At 64.3% G+C, this 17,208-nt stretch carries 18 protein-coding genes and 1 other RNA gene; 9 read left to right on the top strand and 10 right to left on the bottom strand.

The features are described 5' to 3' along the window. Positions 1 to 5: 5 nt before the first annotated feature. Complete coding sequence (locus RRX38_RS17305; RefSeq protein WP_315960052.1) at positions 6 to 2,162, top strand: hypothetical protein; 2,157 nt, start codon at positions 6 to 8, stop codon at positions 2,160 to 2,162. Positions 2,163 to 2,236: 74 nt separating this feature from the next. Next, positions 2,237 to 2,728, top strand: a complete 492-nt coding sequence (locus tag RRX38_RS17300; protein WP_315960051.1) for a hypothetical protein — start codon at positions 2,237 to 2,239, stop codon at positions 2,726 to 2,728. Positions 2,729 to 2,761: 33 nt separating this feature from the next. Here the strand turns inward: RRX38_RS17300 and RRX38_RS17295 are convergent, their stop codons facing one another. Continuing rightward, entirely contained in the window at positions 2,762 to 3,238 is a 477-nt protein-coding gene (locus RRX38_RS17295; protein ID WP_295472128.1) for an Lrp/AsnC family transcriptional regulator, read from the bottom strand. Between the two features lie 127 nt (positions 3,239 to 3,365). Here RRX38_RS17295 and RRX38_RS17290 point away from each other — a divergent pair, with 127 nt between their 5' ends. From RRX38_RS17290 to RRX38_RS17280, 3 genes are all read left to right on the top strand, one after another. Further along, the gene (locus tag RRX38_RS17290) at positions 3,366 to 3,701 is read left to right on the top strand and encodes a hypothetical protein (protein WP_315960050.1); all 336 of its coding nucleotides are present in this window, start codon (positions 3,366 to 3,368) and stop codon (positions 3,699 to 3,701) included. 123 nt (positions 3,702 to 3,824) lie between these two features. Next, positions 3,825 to 5,609, top strand: coding sequence for a GspE/PulE family protein (locus RRX38_RS17285; protein ID WP_315960049.1), 1,785 nt, complete (start codon positions 3,825 to 3,827; stop codon positions 5,607 to 5,609). Positions 5,610 to 5,704: 95 nt separating this feature from the next. Beyond that, a complete protein-coding gene (locus RRX38_RS17280) occupies positions 5,705 to 6,022 on the top strand; it encodes a DUF2388 domain-containing protein (RefSeq protein ID WP_295472133.1) in 318 nt (105 codons plus the stop codon). A gap of 61 nt (positions 6,023 to 6,083) precedes the next feature. Here RRX38_RS17280 and gcvH read toward each other — a convergent pair whose 3' ends face one another. From gcvH to RRX38_RS17240, 8 genes are all read right to left on the bottom strand, one after another. Further along, positions 6,084 to 6,470 (bottom strand): glycine cleavage system protein GcvH, encoded by a 387-nt coding sequence (gene gcvH, locus RRX38_RS17275; RefSeq protein ID WP_295472135.1) that lies wholly within the window; start codon positions 6,468 to 6,470, stop codon positions 6,084 to 6,086. Positions 6,471 to 6,515: 45 nt separating this feature from the next. After that, on the bottom strand, positions 6,516 to 7,598 hold the full coding sequence (gene gcvT, locus RRX38_RS17270) for a glycine cleavage system aminomethyltransferase GcvT (protein WP_295472137.1): 1,083 nt from the start codon (positions 7,596 to 7,598) through the stop codon (positions 6,516 to 6,518). 209 nt (positions 7,599 to 7,807) lie between these two features. Then, entirely contained in the window at positions 7,808 to 9,430 is a 1,623-nt protein-coding gene (locus RRX38_RS17265) for an iron ABC transporter permease (RefSeq protein ID WP_315960048.1), read from the bottom strand. Positions 9,431 to 9,640: 210 nt separating this feature from the next. Next, positions 9,641 to 10,642 carry an extracellular solute-binding protein gene (locus RRX38_RS17260; RefSeq protein ID WP_315960047.1) on the bottom strand — a complete coding sequence of 334 codons (1,002 nt, stop codon included), beginning with the start codon at positions 10,640 to 10,642 and terminating at the stop codon, positions 9,641 to 9,643. 119 nt (positions 10,643 to 10,761) lie between these two features. Then, the gene (locus RRX38_RS17255) at positions 10,762 to 11,988 is read right to left on the bottom strand and encodes a 2-octaprenyl-3-methyl-6-methoxy-1,4-benzoquinol hydroxylase (RefSeq protein ID WP_295472141.1); all 1,227 of its coding nucleotides are present in this window, start codon (positions 11,986 to 11,988) and stop codon (positions 10,762 to 10,764) included. Positions 11,989 to 12,037: 49 nt separating this feature from the next. Next, a complete protein-coding gene (gene ubiH / locus RRX38_RS17250; RefSeq protein ID WP_315960046.1) occupies positions 12,038 to 13,225 on the bottom strand; it encodes a 2-octaprenyl-6-methoxyphenyl hydroxylase in 1,188 nt (395 codons plus the stop codon). Beyond that, positions 13,222 to 14,556, bottom strand: a complete 1,335-nt coding sequence (gene pepP / locus RRX38_RS17245) for a Xaa-Pro aminopeptidase (RefSeq protein ID WP_315960045.1) — start codon at positions 14,554 to 14,556, stop codon at positions 13,222 to 13,224. The genes ubiH and pepP overlap by 4 nt, the downstream gene beginning before the upstream one ends. A 70-nt stretch (positions 14,557 to 14,626) precedes the next feature. Next, positions 14,627 to 15,187, bottom strand: a complete 561-nt coding sequence (locus RRX38_RS17240) for a YecA family protein (protein ID WP_295472145.1) — start codon at positions 15,185 to 15,187, stop codon at positions 14,627 to 14,629. Positions 15,188 to 15,347: 160 nt separating this feature from the next. Between RRX38_RS17240 and RRX38_RS17235 the strand changes: the two genes are divergently transcribed. From RRX38_RS17235 to RRX38_RS17220, 4 genes are all read left to right on the top strand, one after another. Next, on the top strand, positions 15,348 to 15,557 hold the full coding sequence (locus RRX38_RS17235) for a TIGR02449 family protein (protein WP_295472146.1): 210 nt from the start codon (positions 15,348 to 15,350) through the stop codon (positions 15,555 to 15,557). Further along, positions 15,554 to 15,883, top strand: coding sequence for a cell division protein ZapA (locus RRX38_RS17230; RefSeq protein ID WP_295472148.1), 330 nt, complete (start codon positions 15,554 to 15,556; stop codon positions 15,881 to 15,883). The genes RRX38_RS17235 and RRX38_RS17230 overlap by 4 nt, the downstream gene beginning before the upstream one ends. A gap of 30 nt (positions 15,884 to 15,913) precedes the next feature. Continuing rightward, positions 15,914 to 16,092, top strand: a non-coding RNA gene (gene ssrS, locus RRX38_RS17225) — 6S RNA. Between the two features lie 82 nt (positions 16,093 to 16,174). Continuing rightward, complete coding sequence (locus RRX38_RS17220) at positions 16,175 to 16,783, top strand: 5-formyltetrahydrofolate cyclo-ligase (RefSeq protein WP_315960044.1); 609 nt, start codon at positions 16,175 to 16,177, stop codon at positions 16,781 to 16,783. Positions 16,784 to 16,906: 123 nt separating this feature from the next. On the opposite strand, the gene RRX38_RS17215 is transcribed toward RRX38_RS17220, so the two are convergent. Next, complete coding sequence (locus tag RRX38_RS17215; protein ID WP_295472151.1) at positions 16,907 to 17,053, bottom strand: hypothetical protein; 147 nt, start codon at positions 17,051 to 17,053, stop codon at positions 16,907 to 16,909. Between the last annotated feature and the right edge of the window lie 155 nt (positions 17,054 to 17,208).

The raw sequence follows: 17,208 nt of genomic DNA, 5'->3' as shown, positions 1-17,208 counted from the left end.
TGCCCATGCTTTCTTCCCGACGCGCCCAGCCGCGCACCCCCGGCCGCCAGCGCGGCATGGCGACCCTGATGGTCATGATCCTCACCGGCACGGCCCTGACCGTCACCACCCTGGGCATGATGTACAGCATCCGCAGCGCCCAGGAACAGCAGATGGCGAGCCATGCCACGGTGGCTGCGGAAACCCGCGCCTGGGAAGGCGTGGAGCTGGTTCGCCAGTACCTGCAGAGCGTGCCCCAGGCGAGCGTTACGGTCGGCGCACTGCAGGTGACTGGTGCAAACTTCGCGGCGCAAGTCGTTGCCAAGGAGAGCGCGGGCAGCGAGACCCTGGTGACAGCCAACATCACCGGCAGCAGCAACCTGGCCACTTCGACTTTGCAGGCGGTGTACACCTTGGGCGGCGCGGCAGCGACCGGTACAACCCTGGGTAATGCCTTGACCTTCAACGGCGACCTCAATTACAGCGGCGGCAGCCTGTCGATCGTCAACGGCCCCCACCTGGCTTACATCAACCTCAATGGCACGCTGAGAATCTCCAGCGGTGCGAAGGCCTATGTTTCAGGGTGCGCCAAAAATGGCATCGAGCTTTCCGGAGGTGGAGTGGCCGACAACGCCATCCTGCGTACCGAAGGCACCTTCACCATGAGTTCAGCCACGCCCCCGAACAACCTGACCCTGGCCGCGAAGAACATCAATATCACCCAGGACGGCGGCAGCTACAGCTCGGTCAAGGCGGGAGCATTCAGCGCCAACGTGATGTCCGCCGGCCGAAAGATCGGTACAGCGTTGGTGGGCGGGGTGATCAACACCGATACCTCCATCACTCCCGTGTCCGAGGGCACGGCGCTGATCACGCTCGCCGACAACACCGTCTACGCCCTGGACCTGACCAAGGTCGGCATTTCGGGCAGCACCGTCACCACCACGGCTCAAGGCGCCGCCAAGCGCATCTCGGGCACCAGCACACTGCCAGACACCCTGAGCATGACCTACAGCGCCGTGTATGGCGGCGAGGTAGCCTTCAAGACCGCGACGGTCGGCACCTTCTGGGCCAACAACATCAACTTCAGCGGCTGGAGCGCCACTTACTCACTGCTCAAGGCCCACGGCAACGTGTCGATCCTCACCGCTGCCGTAGGCCAGTACCAGGGCGGTGGCAACCTTTCCGTCACCCAGTGGAATACCCCGACCTTCAGCAGCGCCAGCCGGATCAGCGGCGCGGTGCTCAACAACAGCGGTGGCACACCCTACACCGGCAACGCGATCGTCAACCTGAGCTTCGCCGTGCCCAATTCGTCGCCCGGCCTGCCCGGCGTGCCGTTCTGCGACCTGACCCTCAAGCCGGTGGACGTCTCCACCCTGCGTGACCAGGCCAACTACGTGTTCTATTTCGATGGCAACACACCGATGCTGAAGATCCAGAACGTCAAGAAGGCCGATGGCAGCGATGTGGCTCCCGGCCCCTACAATCTGGCGACCACCGACCTGCAGCGCATAGGCGGAGCCAATTTCCTGGTCTGCAACTGGTACTACAACACTGGCGGCAACAACACCTGCGGCAAGAGCGCCTCTCCCAGCACCGGCTGGGTATTCAACGGCGTCATGAACTTTCCGCCTGGCGTGGCCTGGTTCCAGGGCGACATGACGTTCGACGGCGTACAGGTCACGCGATTCACCAACTCATTGCTAAGCACCGGTAACGTGACACTCACCAGCTCGTCGAATGCCCCGCTGTACGCGCCAAACTTCGCCGGTGCCAGCCAGACCTGTGGCGGCGCGTTCTACCCCACCAACCTGTGCAAGAGTCCCAGCGCGCTGATGACCTGGAGCGACGCCAACGGTGCCACGCGCACTGGCATTCCATTGGGCAATATCGCCATCGAAGCCGAACGCGCGCTCTATACCAATGGCTGGACAATCTGGGGCAACGTCATTCTTGGCGGGCTGGTCAACGCCTCCGGCGCCACCACCAACATCAAGGGCGGCCTGTCCACTGGCAACAACGGTGTCACCGCCACCACCATCAGTGCCGGTGGCATCGCAGTAGACGTCTCGGCCATGACCAGCGACCAGAGCATCACCGGCACGACCACAAGTGGCTCGAGTACGTCCGGGAGCAGCGGCGCGAGCACTACTGTGGTCAAGTGGGTCCGCCCGCTTTGAACACTGCGCTTGGGTTTTGCCGCGCTGTGCGTTTCAATGGCCGCCCACGCCACACCGTATTCCAAGGACACCCCATGGCTTCGCCAGACAAACAGCAAAAGCGTGCCCAGCGCGCGAAACTCAAGGCCAAGCAGAACCGCTCCGGCCAGAAGCCGAAGAAGTCAGTGCATTCGCTGTTCGACTCACCGCTGGTCGACCAGCCGTTCGATGACGTGAAGATCGACCTGAGCACCTTCGACTTCCAGGACCTGGTCGAGAATGGCTTCGACCCGGCCGACTACGAGGACCTGTTCGAAGCCATGCACCAGGCCGAGGCCATCAGCCAGATCGCCCTGTGCGCGGTGTTCCTGCAGTACCCGGTGCTGGAACTGGTGCTGGCCGAAGAGGACGGCGAGCAGGCCACCGACTTCATGATGGGCCTGCTGATCACCTACCGCGCCATGTTCCACAACGAGGACGAAGACACCGCCCTGGAGTGGATCGGCACCCCGGCCTTCCAGGCCGATTACCAGAAGGCCTCGGACCTGCTGGTGATGCGCAACGAGAGCCTGCGTCGCGGGCGTTGAGCCGCAAAGCCACCGCCCTGCCGCTGACGCCGCCTAGCCGCCACGCCCCAGCGGCAGGTGGGTGGTCGACTTGATTTCCGACAGTGCCACCACGGAGTTCACTTCCTGGATGCCCGGCACCAGCGACAGCTTCTCGAAGAAGAACTTCTCGTAGGCCTCGATATCCGAGGTCACGATGCGCAGCAGGAAGTCCACGGCGCCCATCAGCACGTAGCACTCCAACACCTCGGGAAACTCGCGGATCGCCTCGGTGAACTCGGCGAAGTTGGAGCGGCCATGGGCGTTGAGCTTCACCTGCGCGAAGATCTGCGTGTCCAGGCCGATCTTCTTGCGGTCCAGCAAGGTCACCTGGCGCCGGATCACTCCTTCGTCCTTGAGGCGCTGGATACGCCGCCAGCACGGCGACTGCGACAACCCCACCTGCTCGGCCACCTGGGCGCTGGACAGCGAAGCGTCGTCCTGCAGCAGTGTCAGGATCTTTCGATCATAGGCATCCAGCTCAACGGGCATTAATAATTCTCCAAACCAGCCAATCAAAGATTGATCTATTCAAAAAGTCCGAGACAGACAGGATCTTAGACCAGTTTTTCCCGGTTCCCCATGCAAGAATTTCCGCACTTGCTCAGGAGATCCGTGCATGAACCCACCAGACGCCCTGCCGCTGCACACCACCCGCCCGGACACCTGGGCAGCCGCCAACGCATCCTGCCAGGTGCAGTACCGCATCCGCGCCGAAGCCCAGCCCGCCCTGCTTTGCCAGGTGCTAAACCTGTTCGCCATGCAGTACCTGGTGCCTTGCCAGGTACAGGTACTGCGCGATGCCGACGGGCTGGAGGCCGAGGTGCAGGTCGATGGCCTGAGCTGGCATCGCGCGCAGGTCATCGCTGAAAAAATGCGCAACCTGATCGATGTCGACGAGGTCCAGCTGAACCTTCTGCAACCTCTGCCAGTGCTCGCCCAAGCCTGTGGTTGAGGCCTCGGCCGGCCGGCTGCGAAAGAAATGCCTGTTCACACTCGCGAGCAACACTGGCACGCTTGGGGTCTACGCTTGCTCACTGCCTCAGTGATCTATACCTGACTCGCCGAAGGAACCTGCATGGTTGTTCACGCTCCCACTTCCGCGGATCGCTGGCTCGACCTCAATGATCTGCTGCACGATCTGGTCGCTCAGGGCCACTTGAGCCAGAGCGACGCCGAGACGGCCGTCACCCAGCGCCGCACCACCGCGAATATCCAGCTGCACCCGCTGGAGTTCCTCGCCAACCAACAGCTTGACGACCTCAAGCGACCCGGGCGTAAGCTCGACCTGGAAACCCTCACGGCCTGGCTGGCCGAGCAATGCGGGCAGCCCTACATGCGCATCGACCCGCTGAAGATCAACGTGGCGGCGGTCACCCCGCTGATGTCCTACGCCTTCGCCCAGCGCCACAAGATCCTCGCCGTGGCCGTCGACCGCGAGGCGGTGACCATCGCCAGTGCCCAGCCCTATGTGCGCTCCTGGGAGCCAGACCTGTCCCACGTGCTGAAGCTGCCGATCAAGCGCGTAGTGGCCAACCCCGTGGACATCCAGCGCATGACGGTGGAATTCTTCCGCCTGACCCGCTCGGTCAGCGGCGCGACGGCCACCGAACAGAAAACCAGCAACCTGGGCAACTTCGAGCAGTTGCTCAAGCTGGGCGCCAGTGACCAGGAGCCGGATGCCAACGATGCGCACATCGTCACCATCGTCGACTGGCTGTTCCAGTACGCCTTCCAGCAACGCGCCAGCGATATCCACATCGAGCCCCGCCGCGAGAACGGCACGGTACGCTTTCGTATCGACGGCGTGCTGCACAACGTCTATCAGTTCCCGCCGCAAGTCACCATGGCGGTGGTCAGCCGCCTGAAGAGCCTGGGCCGCATGAACGTGGCAGAGAAGCGCAAACCCCAGGACGGCCGGGTCAAGACCAGCACGCCGGAAGGCAACGAGGTGGAGCTGCGTCTGTCGACCCTGCCCACCGCCTTCGGCGAAAAGCTGGTGATGCGGATCTTCGACCCCGAGGTGCTGCTCAAGGACTTCGACCAGCTGGGGTTCTCCAGCGACGACCTGCGCCGCTGGCAGGGCATGACCCGCCAGCCCAATGGCATCATCCTGGTCACCGGGCCGACCGGTTCAGGCAAGACCACCACGCTGTACACCACGCTCAAGCAACTGGCGACCAGCGAGGTCAACCTGTGCACCATCGAGGACCCCATCGAGATGGTCGAGCCGGCGTTCAACCAGATGCAGGTGCAGCACAACATCGACCTGACCTTCGCCAGCGGGGTCAGGGCGCTGATGCGGCAGGACCCGGACATCATCATGATTGGCGAGATCCGTGACCTGGAAACCGCCGAGATGGCCATCCAGGCCGCGCTGACCGGCCACCTGGTGCTTTCCACCCTGCACACCAACGACGCGCCCAGTGCCATCAGCCGCCTGCTGGAACTGGGTGTGCCGCCCTATCTGCTCAAGGCCACCATCCTCGGGGTGATGGCCCAGCGCCTGGTGCGCACCCTGTGCCCGCACTGCAAGGCGCCGGTAAGCCTTGACGAGGCCGACTGGCAGGTGCTCACGCGGCCCTGGCAGGCGCCGGTGCCCAGCGGTGCACATCGCGCCGTGGGCTGCGTGGAATGTCGCGATACCGGCTATCGGGGCCGTGCGGGGGTGTACGAGATCATGCTGATGACCGACCCGGTCAAGAGCCTGGTGACCGCCGACCTGGACCTCAACGCCATGCGCCGCCAGGCGTTCAAGGAAGGCATGCGCAGCCTGCGCCTGTCAGGCGCGCTGAAGGTCTCTGCCGGGCTGACCACCATGGACGAGGTACTGCGGGTCACGCCGCACAGCGAACAGCATTGAGGTGCCCGACGACAGGAAGGCACCGCACGAAGGAACTACAAGGGTGCCTGGACTCTCAAAGTTATTCGAAACACTCACACTTGGAGTACCACACCATGCGTCTCAAGCTCGCTGTCGCCACCTGTGCTCTGCTTTCCCTGCCCTTCGGTTCGGCCATGGCCGATGGTTTCTGGCGTGACGTCCTGTCGTCCGGCGCCACCACCGCTTCCACCTACCTGACCTTCAAGGACCACAAGCTGGTCGCTGCTGCGCAGGACGACGCCGGCAGCTTCGTGGCCAGCAACGGTGATATCCGCGGCCCGTTCCTTGAAGCGGCCATCGCCCAGGTTCGCCAGGACAACCCAGACCTGAAGGCCAGCGACATGGACCTGGCCAACGCCATCCTGGCGCGCAATGCCGTCGCCCAGGAGTAAGGCTTGCGCCGGATAGAAAAATGCCGCTCATCAAGAGCGGCATTGTTTTTCCTGTAACGCCTTACTCGCTTACGGCGGCCTGGTAACCCGCCGCATCGAGCAGCTTGGCCAGGTCGGCTTCGGCATTCGCCGGCTTGAGCTTGAAGATCCAGGCGCTGTAGGGCTCTTCGTTGAGCAGCTCAGGGCTGTCGCTCAGCTCTTCATTGACCGCGATGACTTCGCCGGCCACGGGCGAGTAGATGTCCGAGGCAGCCTTCACCGACTCCACCACACCGGCGGTATCACCCGCAGCGAACACCTTGCCGACTTCGGCCAATTCGACGAAGACCACGTCGCCCAGCGCCTGCTGCGCATGATCGGAAATGCCCACGGTCACCGTGCCGTCGGCTTCCAGGCGCGCCCACTCGTGGCTCTCGGCGTAACGCAGTTCAGCGGGGAAATTGCTCATAGGGTGCTCCTCAGAATCATCAGGTCAGCGGTAACCCGCAGTAAATTAGATCAACACTTTGCCATGTCGCACGAAGTTTGGCTGCACCACCCGCACCGGGTACCACTTGCCACGAATCTCCACTTCGGCGCGATCGGCGGTGGCCACCGGTACACGCGCCAGGGCGATGGACTTGCTTAGCGTAGGAGAAAAACTGCCACTGGTGATCTCACCGTCACCCACCTGCGCCACCCGCACCACCTGATGCGCGCGCAGCACCCCGCGCTCTTCCAACACCAGGCCCACCAGCTTCAGTGCCGCACCGCGCTCACGCCGCTGCTCCAGGACACGGCGGCCGATGAAGTCGCGCTCGGCCGGCTCCCAGGCGACGCTCCAGGCCATGTTCGACTCCAGTGGCGAGACCTGTTCGTCGATGTCCTGACCATACAGATTCATGCCCGCCTCAAGGCGCAGGGTGTCGCGCGCACCGAGGCCGATAGGGGCGATGCCGGCGCCGACCAGGTCGTTGAAGAAGGCCGGCGCCTGATCGGCAGGCAGGATGATCTCCAGGCCATCCTCGCCGGTGTAGCCGGTGCGCGCGATGAACCAGCCGTTGTCTTCGTGGCCTTCGAAGGGCTTGAGGCGGCGGATCAGTTCGGCGCGCTGGCTGGACACCAGCTCGGCAATGCGCTGGCGGGCGTGCGGCCCCTGAATGGCGAGCATGGATACGTCGGGGCGCTCGGTGATGGTCACCTCGAAGCCGGCCTGCCGGCTGCGCATCCAGGCCAGGTCCTTGGCCCCGGTTGCGGCATTGACCACCAGGCGATAGCCAGCCGGTGTCAGGTAGACCAGCAGGTCATCGATGATCCCGGCCTCATCGTCGAGCATGGCGCTGTACAGCGCGCGACCGCTTTCCTGCAGGCGGCCGACGTCGTTGGCCAGCAGGTAACGCAGCCAGGCCTTGGCCTGGCTGCCGGTGACGTCGATCACACGCATGTGCGAGACGTCGAAAACGCCGCAGTCACGACGCACCTGATGGTGCTCTTCGACCTGCGATCCATAATGCAACGGCATGTCCCAGCCACCGAAGTCGACCATTTTCGCACCCAGCGCGAGGTGCAGGTCAAACAGGGGGGTACGCTGTCCCATGGGTGTCTCCTTACGGGCGTGGCGAAGATGCGGGCTCAAGGCTGGCCGACAGCCCTCCATGACATGGGGCCTGAGTGAACAAAGCCTGTCGGCACGACAGCGGCCCGCACCGATTGCGGCGCATTGTAGCCGCATGACGAGGTGCCCGCACCCGCTGAACGGGCGATGAAACACGCTGTGTCATTTCGTCCGGCCAACAGGCAGGCTGGCTAGCGCTCGCTGACCTGGCGCGCCGAACGCCGGATCAGGCCGATGACCGGCAGCAGACCGACCAGCACCAGGGTCAGCGCCGGCAGTGCGGCACGGGCCCACTCGCCCTCGCTGGTCATCTCGAAGATGCGCACGGCCAGGGTGTCCCAGCCGAACGGGCGCATCAGCAGGGTGGCCGGCATTTCCTTGAGCACATCGACGAACACCAGCAGCGCGGCACTCAGCGCGCCGGGCAGCAGCAGGGGCAGGTAGACCCCGAAGAACAGTCGCGGCCCGCTGGCGCCCAGGCTGCGCGCCGCCTCCGGCAGCGATGGACGGATCTTCGCCAGGCTGCTTTCCAGTGGCCCATAGGCAACCGCCATGAAGCGCACCAGGTAAGCCAGCAGCAGCGCCGAGAGACTGCCCAGCAACAGCGGCTTGCCGGCCCCGCCCAGCCACGATGAGAGAGGCACCACCAGACTGCGGTCTAGGTAGCTGAAGGCGAGCATGATCGACACCGCCAGGACCGAGCCGGGCAAGGCGTAGCCCAGGTTGGCCAGACCGACGCCGGCATTGATCACGGGGGTCGGCGCCAGACGCCGGGCAAAAGCCAGCAGCAGGGCCACGCTGACGGTGAGCAATGCCGCAACACTGCCCAGATACAAGGTGTGCATCACCAGCCCGGTATAACGCTCGTCAAGGTCGAAGCGCCCGCGCTGCCAGACCCATACCACCAGTTGCAGCATCGGCACGGCGAAGGCGCAGATGAACACCAGCAGGCACCAGCCAGTGGCCGCCAGCGCCTTCAGGCCCCGCAACCGATACAGCGCTGCGCCGCGTGGCCGCTCGTTGGCTGCGCGCTGGCTGCCGCGCAGGCGCCGCTCGCCGTACAGCACGAGCACGACCCCGAGCAGCAGCAGGCTGGCCAGCTGCGCCGCGCTGGAGAGGCTGAAGAAGCCATACCAGGTCTTGTAGATTGCCGTGGTGAAGGTGTCGAAGTTGAAGACTGAAACCGCACCGAAATCGGCCAGGGTTTCCATCAGCGCCAGCGCCACCCCGGCACCGATGGCCGGGCGTGCCATGGGCAGCGCTACCCGCCAGAACGCCTGCAGCGGTGACAGGCCGAGAATCCGCGCCGCCTCCATGAGGCCCTTGCCCTGGGCCAGGAACGCGGTGCGCGCCAGCAGGTACACGTAGGGGTAGAAGACCAGCACCAGCACCAGAATCACTCCGCCGGTGGAGCGCACACGCGGCAGGCGCACGCCATTGCCAAACCACTCCCGTAGCAGAGTCTGCACCGGGCCGGCAAAGTCCAGCAGGCCGACGAACACGAAAGCCAGCACGTAGGCCGGTATGGCGAACGGCAGCATCAGCGCCCAGTCGAGCCAACGCCGGCCAGGGAACTCGCAGAGGCTGGTGAGCCAGGCCAGGCTGACTCCGAGCAGGGTGACGCCCACACCCACGCCCAGCACCAGGGTGAAAGTATTGCCCAGCAGACGGCTCATCTGGGTGTCGAGCAAGTGCGACCAGATTTCCCGGTCGATGCTTTCCCAGGACAGCAACAGCACGCTGAGGGGCAGCAGCACCAACGCGGCGACGGCCAGAACCAGGGGATACCAGCGACGTTGGGCGGGATGAGCCAAGTGGGAATCTCTGCGCAAAGGAACCGAAACCCCAGGCGCGGCCTGGGGTTTGTAGAGCGAACATTAAATCCGGTACGGGTCAGTTGGGCCGGGTAGGAGCGGCTTCAGCCGCGAAAGCGTCAGTAAACTCACTGCATCTGTTGCGAACATACGGTCGCTTCGCGGCTGAAGCCGCTCCTACCGGTCTAACTGACCTGTATGGGCATTAAATCAATTCCAGCCCACGCGATCCATCATGCGGATGGCTTCGGCCTGACGCTTGCCGGCCACTTCCACGGGAATGGTGTCGGCCTTGAACGAACCCCAGCCGGCCACTTCCGCACTCGGCGATACTTTCGGGTTGGCCGGGAACTCCTGGTTCACCCCGGCGAAGATCGCCTGGGCTTCAGGGCCGGTCATCCATTCCACCAGGGCCTTGGCCGCTTCGGGGTGGGGCGCGTGACGAGTCAGGCCGATGCCCGAAAGGTTGACGTGCACGCCACGGTCGGCCTGATTCGGCCAGAACAGCTTGACGCCCAGCTTGGGGTTCTCGGCATGCAGGCGACCGTAGTAGTAGCTGTTGACGATGCCCACGTCACACTGCCCGGCATCGATGGCCTGCAATACGGCGATGTCGTCGGAGAACACGTCGGTGGACAGGTTGTTGACCCAGCCCTTGAGGATCTTCTCGGTCGCTTCGGCACCATGAGTCTCGATCAGGGTCGCGGTCAGCGACTGGTTGTAGACCTTCTTGGCCGTACGCAGGCACAGGCGGCCTTCCCAGTTCTTGTTGGCCAGCGCCTCGTAGGTGGTCAGTTCTTCGGGTTTGACCCGCGCGGTGGAGTAGGCGATGGTCCGCGCACGCAGGCTCAGGCCGGTCCAGGCGTGGGTCGAGGAGCGGTACTGTGGCGGGATGTTGTCGTCGATCACCTTGGACGTGAACGGCTGCAGGATGCCCATCTGCTCGGCCTGCCAGAGGTTGCCGGCGTCCACGGTCAGCAGCAGGTCGGCCACGCCGTTCTGGCCCTCGGCCTTGATGCGCTGCATCAAGGGCGCTTCCTTGTCGGTGATGAACTTGATCTGCACACCGGTCTTGGCGGTATAGGCATCGAACACAGGCTTGATCAGTTCGTCGATGCGCGACGAGTACACCACCACCTCGTCGGCCGCCTGGGCCGCCGGAACGAGCAGCGCCAAGGTCAGGGCGGCCAGGAGATGCTTGCTTGCCTGCATGGGGAAGTCTCTGGTTTCGGATGAGAGGGCGAAATGGTAGTGAATCCCATTAACCACCTCAATCGAAGCCGGTGCCGAGGCGTAACCAGATGTTACAAGCTGATCGAGCGTCTTTCGCCTCAGTTCGCGACCTTGGCCAGCTCGGGCATGTCGCCACTCAGGCCCAGCGCTTCACGCACGAACAGCGCCTTGACCTCCGGCAGGTCGTTGACCACCTTCAACCCGGTGTTGCGCAGCCAGCGAATTGGCAGGCGGTCGGCCTGGAACAGGCGCTGGAAGCCCTCCATCGCCGCCATCAGGCTCAGGTTGTGCGGCATGCGTCGCCGCTCATAGCGCGCCAGCACACGCTCGTCGGCAAGGTTCTCGCCACGCGCGGCGGCATGCAGCAACACCTCGGCGAGTACGGCGGCATCCAGGAAGCCGAGGTTCACACCCTGCCCGGCCAAAGGGTGAATGGTGTGCGCGGCATCACCGATCAGCGCCAGTCCGCGGGCGACGTAGCGCTTGGCGTGACGCTGGCGTAGCGGCACGCACAGGCGCGGGTCGCAGCCCAGAACCTTGCCCAAGCGACCTTCGAAAGCGCGTTCCAGGGCCTGACAGAACGCGCCGCTGTCCAGCGACATGAGGCGATCAGCCTGGGCCGGGGTTACCGACCAGACGATGGAACACCAGTGCTCGCCCTCGCGCTCCAGCGGCAGGAAGGCCAGCGGGCCGTCGTCGGTGAAGCGTTGCCAGGCCGTGCGCCCATGAGGTTCGGCAGTGCGTACGCTGGTGACGATGGCGTGGTGCAGGTAATCCCATTCGCGGGTCGGCGTGCCACTGAGCCGGCGGATCGCCGAGTGCGCGCCGTCGGCGCCGATCACCAGCGGCGCACGCAGCTGGCGGCCATCGGCCAGGGTCAGCAGCCAGTCATCGCCGGAGTGGCGCAACTGCTCCAGGCGCGCCTCGCCCAGCAGGCCGATGTCACTGTCGTGCAGGCGTTCGAGCAAGGCGTCCTGGATGACCCGGTTCTCGACGATATGGCCGAGCACTTCGGCATGCACGCTGGAGGCGCAGAAGTGGATCTGCCCGGTGCCGCTGCCGTCCCACACCTGCATCTGGCTGTAGGGGCTGAGCCGGCGCGCGGCGATGCCTTCCCAGGCCCCGAGGCGTTCGAGAATGCGCTGGCTGGCCGCCGACAGGGCGCTGACCCGCGGTTCGAAGGCGGCCTGCGGGTCGAACGGCTTGACGCTCAGCGCACCACCGTCGACCACCAGTACGTCCAGGCCGCTGCCCTGCAAGGCCAGGGCCAGGGCACTGCCGACCATACCGGCTCCGACGATCAGCACATCCGCACGGGTTTCCATGGTTCAGATCACTCTTCTAGAAAAACAGGCTTTTTGGCCGCTCGGACGCCTAGGCGTCCGAGCGGGTCCCCAGGCCCATGGCCTGGCGGGCGAACCAGCGCTTGGCCGGGGGCAGCAGGTCCAGGCCGAGCAGGCCCACGTTACGGCCGGCCACGACCCACGGCTGCGAGCTGCCGAACAGCCGGGTGACCTTGTCGGAAAAGCCGACGGTCATCTGCTGGTCCAATCGCTGGCGGTCGAGGTAACGCTGCAGGGTCGCCAGCTCGCCCGGCGACCGGTCGCTTTCCAGCAGGGTCTCAGCCAGTGCGTCGACGTCACGCAACGACAGATTGAAGCCCTGCCCGGCGATGGGGTGCAGGCTGTGCGCCGCGTTGCCCAGCACCACCAGGTGCGAACGCACCTGCTCTTCGGCCTCGACCAGGTTCAGCGGGTAGACATGCCGGGCACCGACCTGGCACAGCCGGCCCAGGCGGTAACCGAAAACGCCCTGCAGCTCGCTGAGGAACGCTTGGTCGTCCAAGGCCGCCAGCCGCTGGGTGTCATCGCCCTTACGGGTCCAGACCAGCGCGCAGCGGTTGTCCGGCAACGGCAACAGGGCCATGGGGCCTTGTTCGGTAAAGCGCTCGAAGGCCTGACCGCCATGCGCTTCGCTTGGGGTGATGTTGGCAATCAGCGCACTCTGCCCGTAGGGCCGCTGGCGTACGCCGATGCCCAGTTGCTCACGCAGGCTGGAGCGCCCACCATCGGCCAGCACGGCCAGGTCACACTCCAGTTCGGTATCGTCATTGAGGGTCAGCCGGTAGCCGGCGTCCACGGCCTGCATCTTCAGCACTTCGGCCGGCACCCGCCAGCTCACCACCTCGGGGTCCAGCGCCTGCCACAGGCACTGGCCCAGCCAGGCGTTCTCGGCCACGTAGCCCAGCGCCGGTACACCTTCTTCGATGGCCGACAGGCGGGTCGCGCCAAAACGTCCGCGGTCGGAGACCTGGATCTGCAGGATCGGCTCGGCCCGTCGGGCGATGGCTTGCCACAGCCCCAGCCGCTCGTAGACGCGCCGGGTGCCGAACGACAAGGCCGAGGACCGCGCGTCGTAGCTGGGCTGAAAGCTGTCGCCCGGCGCGAAGGGCTCGATCAGCACGATCTTCCAGCCACGCTCGCGGGCACCGGCCTGCAAGGCCAGGGCCAGACTGGCGCCGACCAGGCCGCCGCCGATGATCGCCAGGTTGCAACGGCTCATGCCACCTCCGCGCGCGCCGCAGCCATCAGCGCCTCGATCTCGGCCACGCTGCGCGGCACGTCACCGGTGAGGATCTCGCAGCCCTGCCGGGTCACCACCACATCGTCTTCGATTCGCACACCGATACCCCGCCATTTCTTCGCGACATTCTGGTTGTCTGCCGCAATATAGATTCCCGGCTCGACGGTCAGTGCCATGCCGGGTTCAAGCACACGCCACTCACCACCGACCTTGTAGTCGCCGACATCGTGCACGTCCATGCCCAGCCAGTGCCCGGCACGGTGCATGTAGAACGCCCGGTGCGCACCGTCTTCGATCAGTTGCGCCACGTCACCCTTGAGCAACCCCAACTCAACCAGGCCGGCGGTGATCACCTGCACCGTGGCCTCGTGGGCCTCGTTCCAGTGCCGACCGGGCCCGATGGCCTCGAAGGCGGCCTGCTGGGCCTTGAGCACCAGTTCGTAGATCGCCTTCTGCTCGACTGAAAAGCGGCCGCTGACCGGAAAGGTGCGGGTGATGTCGCTGGCGTAGCAGTCGATCTCGCAACCGGCATCGATCAGCACCAGGTCGCCGTTTTTCAGCGCAGCGGCGTTTTCCTGGTAATGCAAGATGCAGGCGTTGCGGCCGGAAGCGACGATGGACCCATAGGCCGGCATGCGTGCACCGCCCTTGCGGAATTCGTATTCCAGCTCGGCCTCCAGGCTGTATTCGTGCAACCCGGCGCGGCAAGCCTGCATGGCGCGTACGTGGGCACGCGCCGAGACCTGCGCGGCATAGCGCATGACCTTGACCTCGGCGGCCGATTTATACAGGCGCATGTCATGCAGCAGGTGATCCAGGGCAACGAATTCGTTCGGCGGCTGGGCGCCGAGATGAGCCTTGGAGCGGATGCTGTTGATCCACTCCATCAGGTGCCGGTCGAACTCGGCATGGCTGCCCATGGCCGAGTAGACCCGGTCCCGGCCTTCGATGAGGCCGGGCAGGATGTCGTCGATGTCATTGATGGGGAATGCGTCGTCGGCACCGTAGTCACGTACGGCGCCCTCCTGGCCGGCGCGCAGGCCGTCCCACAGTTCACGCTCGGGGTTGCGCTCGCGGCAGAACAGCACGTACTCGCCGTATTCGCGACCCGGAATCAGCACAACCACCGCTTCGGGTTCAGGAAAACCGGTCAGGTACTGGAAGTCGCTGTCCTGGCGGTAGACGTGCTCGACGTCACGATTACGGATAGCCACGGCCGCCGCCGGCAGGATGGCGATGCTGTTGGGCTCCATCTGCGCCATCAGGGCCTTGCGACGCCGCGCGTACTCGGCCTTCGGAATATGGATCATCGACAAGGGACACCTCCCGTGGAGGCGCGCCGCTGCGGGCCAGCCGCAACCGGCCACGCCGGGTTGGGGATCAGTGCAGGGACGGCTTGGGCTGCGCCTGGGCAGGGTCTTTCCTGACACACTCGGAGTACAGCAGCAACGGCGCGACGCGCAGGTATTCCATGACTTCCATGTAGTCGTTTTCGCCATCCTCGGACTCTTCGAGGGCGTCCTGGACCTGGGCAATGGCAGCGAGGTCCTGCAGCACTTCGGTGGCCTCGATGCTCAGTACGCGGTCGCCGGCCGCCAGGCCGAAGCCCGAGAGGAAGCCTTGGCACCACTGCCCCAGCGCCACAGCGCGTTCGGCCAGTGGTTCGTCGTCGCCGGGCAGCAGCAGGACCACGGTCATGTCTTCGCTGCTCAACTCGCCCTTGACCATTTCCTGCAGGCCGACCAGCGCCTGGCGCACGTTTTCCTGGGGCTCGGACTCCAGCAGGATAGAAGCGTCGGCGAACCAGCCTTCGCTGTCGAAACCGGCGCCAGCGCAACTGCGGCCAAGCAGAAGGCCGTGCAGTTCGGCGGGAGAGACCGGGTGGCCATTGCTGCTCAGCAGGGTGGCGAAGGCTTTGTAGGGAGAATTCGGAGTGGGCATGGTCAACTGGTCGCCAAAGGGCGCAATGTCTAGAATGGAGGCCTTGTATCGTAGGGGCTGTTAGCGTTTCAGCACAAGCCGAAACCCTTAAAGTCCCCACCAGGCAGAATCATCGACGGCGAAGTCGTGCCGCTCATCAGAAAGTATTCCGTGGGGACCCATGCCAGACACCGATCTGCAAGCGCTGATGAACCGGTTGGAGCTGTTGCTCGAACGGGTCGAGCAACTAAAAAGCCAAAATGCGTTCCTATTAGCTCAGGAAAAGTCCTGGCGCGAGGAACGCGCCCACCTCATCGAAAAGAACGAAATCGCCCGGCAGAAGGTCGAGTCACTGATTTCGCGCCTCAAGGCCCTGGAGCAAGACTCATGAGCAACGGCAACAGCGTCACCGTCCAAATCCTCGATAAGGAATACTCGATCATCTGCCCTCAGGAAGAGCGCACCAACCTGATCAGCGCCGCCCGCTACCTGGACGGCAAGATGCGTGAGATCCGCAGCAGCGGCAAAGTGATCGGCGCGGATCGGATCGCCGTCATGGCTGCCCTGAACATTACCCACGACCTGCTGCACAAGCAGAATCTGCCCGACATGCAGGTCGGCGGCTCGACCCGCGAACAGGTCCGTGACCTGCTCGAAAAAGTCGATCTGGCCCTGGCTGGCGAGGGCGCTCCAGCACCGGATGCGTCTCGGGGCTGAATATTGCGTAACGTTTCTGTATACTTGCGCCGCTCCCTGGAGTGTTTGCCAGTCGGTCATGTCCCTGAGCCGATACGCACAACCACGGGGGTTGCACGTCGGGGTTGGTGTGCATGTCCGCTCGACGGAAAGCCTTAAAACCTCCTGCAATCTCCACCTTGAACTTTCGGGTTCAAGGGCTACACCGACAGCGGCTCGTCGGGGAGTCCAGTTTTCAGCCATTGCCTGCCCTCACTGGCAGTGGCTGTTCCCCTTCCTCAGTCGAGGACCCGCCTGCATGACCAGCCGTTCATGAGCACCCAACCCGTCCTGACCCGCCCGCAATTGCGTCGCCAACTGCGCCAGGCCCGCAGAGCCCTGAGCCAGAGCCAGCAACGTGATGCTGCACGCGACCTGTACCGCCAGCTGGCCCAGCACCCGCTGTTCCGCCGCGCTCGGCATGTCTCGCTGTATCTGGCCAATGACGGGGAAATCGACCCGCGCTGGCTGATGCGCGCAGCCCAACGTCGCGGCAAGGCCACCTACCTGCCAGTGCTGAACGCCTGGCCACGGACGAAAATGGTGTTCCAGCGGGTGCGCCGGGGTGAAGCCCTGCGAGCGAACCGCTTCGGCATTCCGGAACCGCGCATCGACCGCTCGAGGCAGCGACCAGTATGGGCGCTGGACCTGGTTCTTCTGCCCCTGGTGGGCTTCGACGAACAGGGCGGTCGATTGGGCATGGGGGGTGGTTTCTACGACCGCAGCCTGGCTTATCGCAGCCGCCGCAAGACCTGGCGCAAGCCGGTATTGCTCGGGCTGGCCCATGAATGTCAGAAAGTCGAGCGCCTGGCGATGGCCAGTTGGGATATCCCGCTGCTGGGCACGGTCTCGGACAAGCGCTGGTACTTGGCCCAGGCCTGATGCTTACCAATCGAACCAAGTAGCAGCGGCTTCAGCCGCGAATGGGCAGTAAATCAGCGCATCTGCTGTGAGCGGGCGGTCTTCGTGGCTGAAGCCGCGTTCACCGACTGACCCCAGGACGGCTCAGTTGCGGCTCACGCCCTTCTGCTGAGCGACGTGGACGGGCGCTTCAGTCTTGTTGGACCAGAGACTCTGCGCATAACCGGTGGTCACGATACCCAAGCCGAACAAGAAAACGAGAATCCAGAGAAGATCCGGCTTGCGATTCATTGATTGCCCTCCTGCAGCAAATCAATACGTTGTCGGCAGCGATGTAGATGGTCGTGCAACAGCGATAACTGAAAGGTGCGGCATTTTGCGATAACGTGATCCAGTACGCAAATCCTGACGTCAACCGGCTGTCGGTTTGTCATTGCCTTGTTTTT

The organism is Pseudomonas sp. DTU_2021_1001937_2_SI_NGA_ILE_001 (genome assembly GCF_032463525.1).
Classification (GTDB): Bacteria; Pseudomonadota; Gammaproteobacteria; order Pseudomonadales; family Pseudomonadaceae; genus Aquipseudomonas.
Note: the sequence above shows the minus strand (reverse complement) of the source record. Positions and strands in the feature narration are given on the sequence as shown.

Bases quoted from the DNA above. Each gene is read 5' to 3' on its own strand.
- RRX38_RS17305 (WP_315960052.1), top strand. From the start codon at position 6: ATGCTTTCTTCCCGACGCGCCCAGCCGCGCACCCCCGGCCGCCAGCGC.
- RRX38_RS17300 (WP_315960051.1), top strand. From the start codon at position 2,237: ATGGCTTCGCCAGACAAACAGCAAAAGCGTGCCCAGCGCGCGAAACTC.
- RRX38_RS17295 (WP_295472128.1), bottom strand. From the start codon at position 3,238: ATGCCCGTTGAGCTGGATGCCTATGATCGAAAGATCCTGACACTGCTG.
- RRX38_RS17290 (WP_315960050.1), top strand. From the start codon at position 3,366: ATGAACCCACCAGACGCCCTGCCGCTGCACACCACCCGCCCGGACACC.
- RRX38_RS17285 (WP_315960049.1), top strand. From the start codon at position 3,825: ATGGTTGTTCACGCTCCCACTTCCGCGGATCGCTGGCTCGACCTCAAT.
- RRX38_RS17280 (WP_295472133.1), top strand. From the start codon at position 5,705: ATGCGTCTCAAGCTCGCTGTCGCCACCTGTGCTCTGCTTTCCCTGCCC.
- gcvH (WP_295472135.1), bottom strand. From the start codon at position 6,470: ATGAGCAATTTCCCCGCTGAACTGCGTTACGCCGAGAGCCACGAGTGG.
- gcvT (WP_295472137.1), bottom strand. From the start codon at position 7,598: ATGGGACAGCGTACCCCCCTGTTTGACCTGCACCTCGCGCTGGGTGCG.
- RRX38_RS17260 (WP_315960047.1), bottom strand. From the start codon at position 10,642: ATGCAGGCAAGCAAGCATCTCCTGGCCGCCCTGACCTTGGCGCTGCTC.
- RRX38_RS17255 (WP_295472141.1), bottom strand. From the start codon at position 11,988: ATGGAAACCCGTGCGGATGTGCTGATCGTCGGAGCCGGTATGGTCGGC.
- ubiH (WP_315960046.1), bottom strand. From the start codon at position 13,225: ATGAGCCGTTGCAACCTGGCGATCATCGGCGGCGGCCTGGTCGGCGCC.
- pepP (WP_315960045.1), bottom strand. From the start codon at position 14,556: ATGATCCATATTCCGAAGGCCGAGTACGCGCGGCGTCGCAAGGCCCTG.
- RRX38_RS17240 (WP_295472145.1), bottom strand. From the start codon at position 15,187: ATGCCCACTCCGAATTCTCCCTACAAAGCCTTCGCCACCCTGCTGAGC.
- RRX38_RS17235 (WP_295472146.1), top strand. From the start codon at position 15,348: ATGCCAGACACCGATCTGCAAGCGCTGATGAACCGGTTGGAGCTGTTG.
- RRX38_RS17230 (WP_295472148.1), top strand. From the start codon at position 15,554: ATGAGCAACGGCAACAGCGTCACCGTCCAAATCCTCGATAAGGAATAC.
- RRX38_RS17220 (WP_315960044.1), top strand. From the start codon at position 16,175: ATGAGCACCCAACCCGTCCTGACCCGCCCGCAATTGCGTCGCCAACTG.
- RRX38_RS17215 (WP_295472151.1), bottom strand. From the start codon at position 17,053: ATGAATCGCAAGCCGGATCTTCTCTGGATTCTCGTTTTCTTGTTCGGC.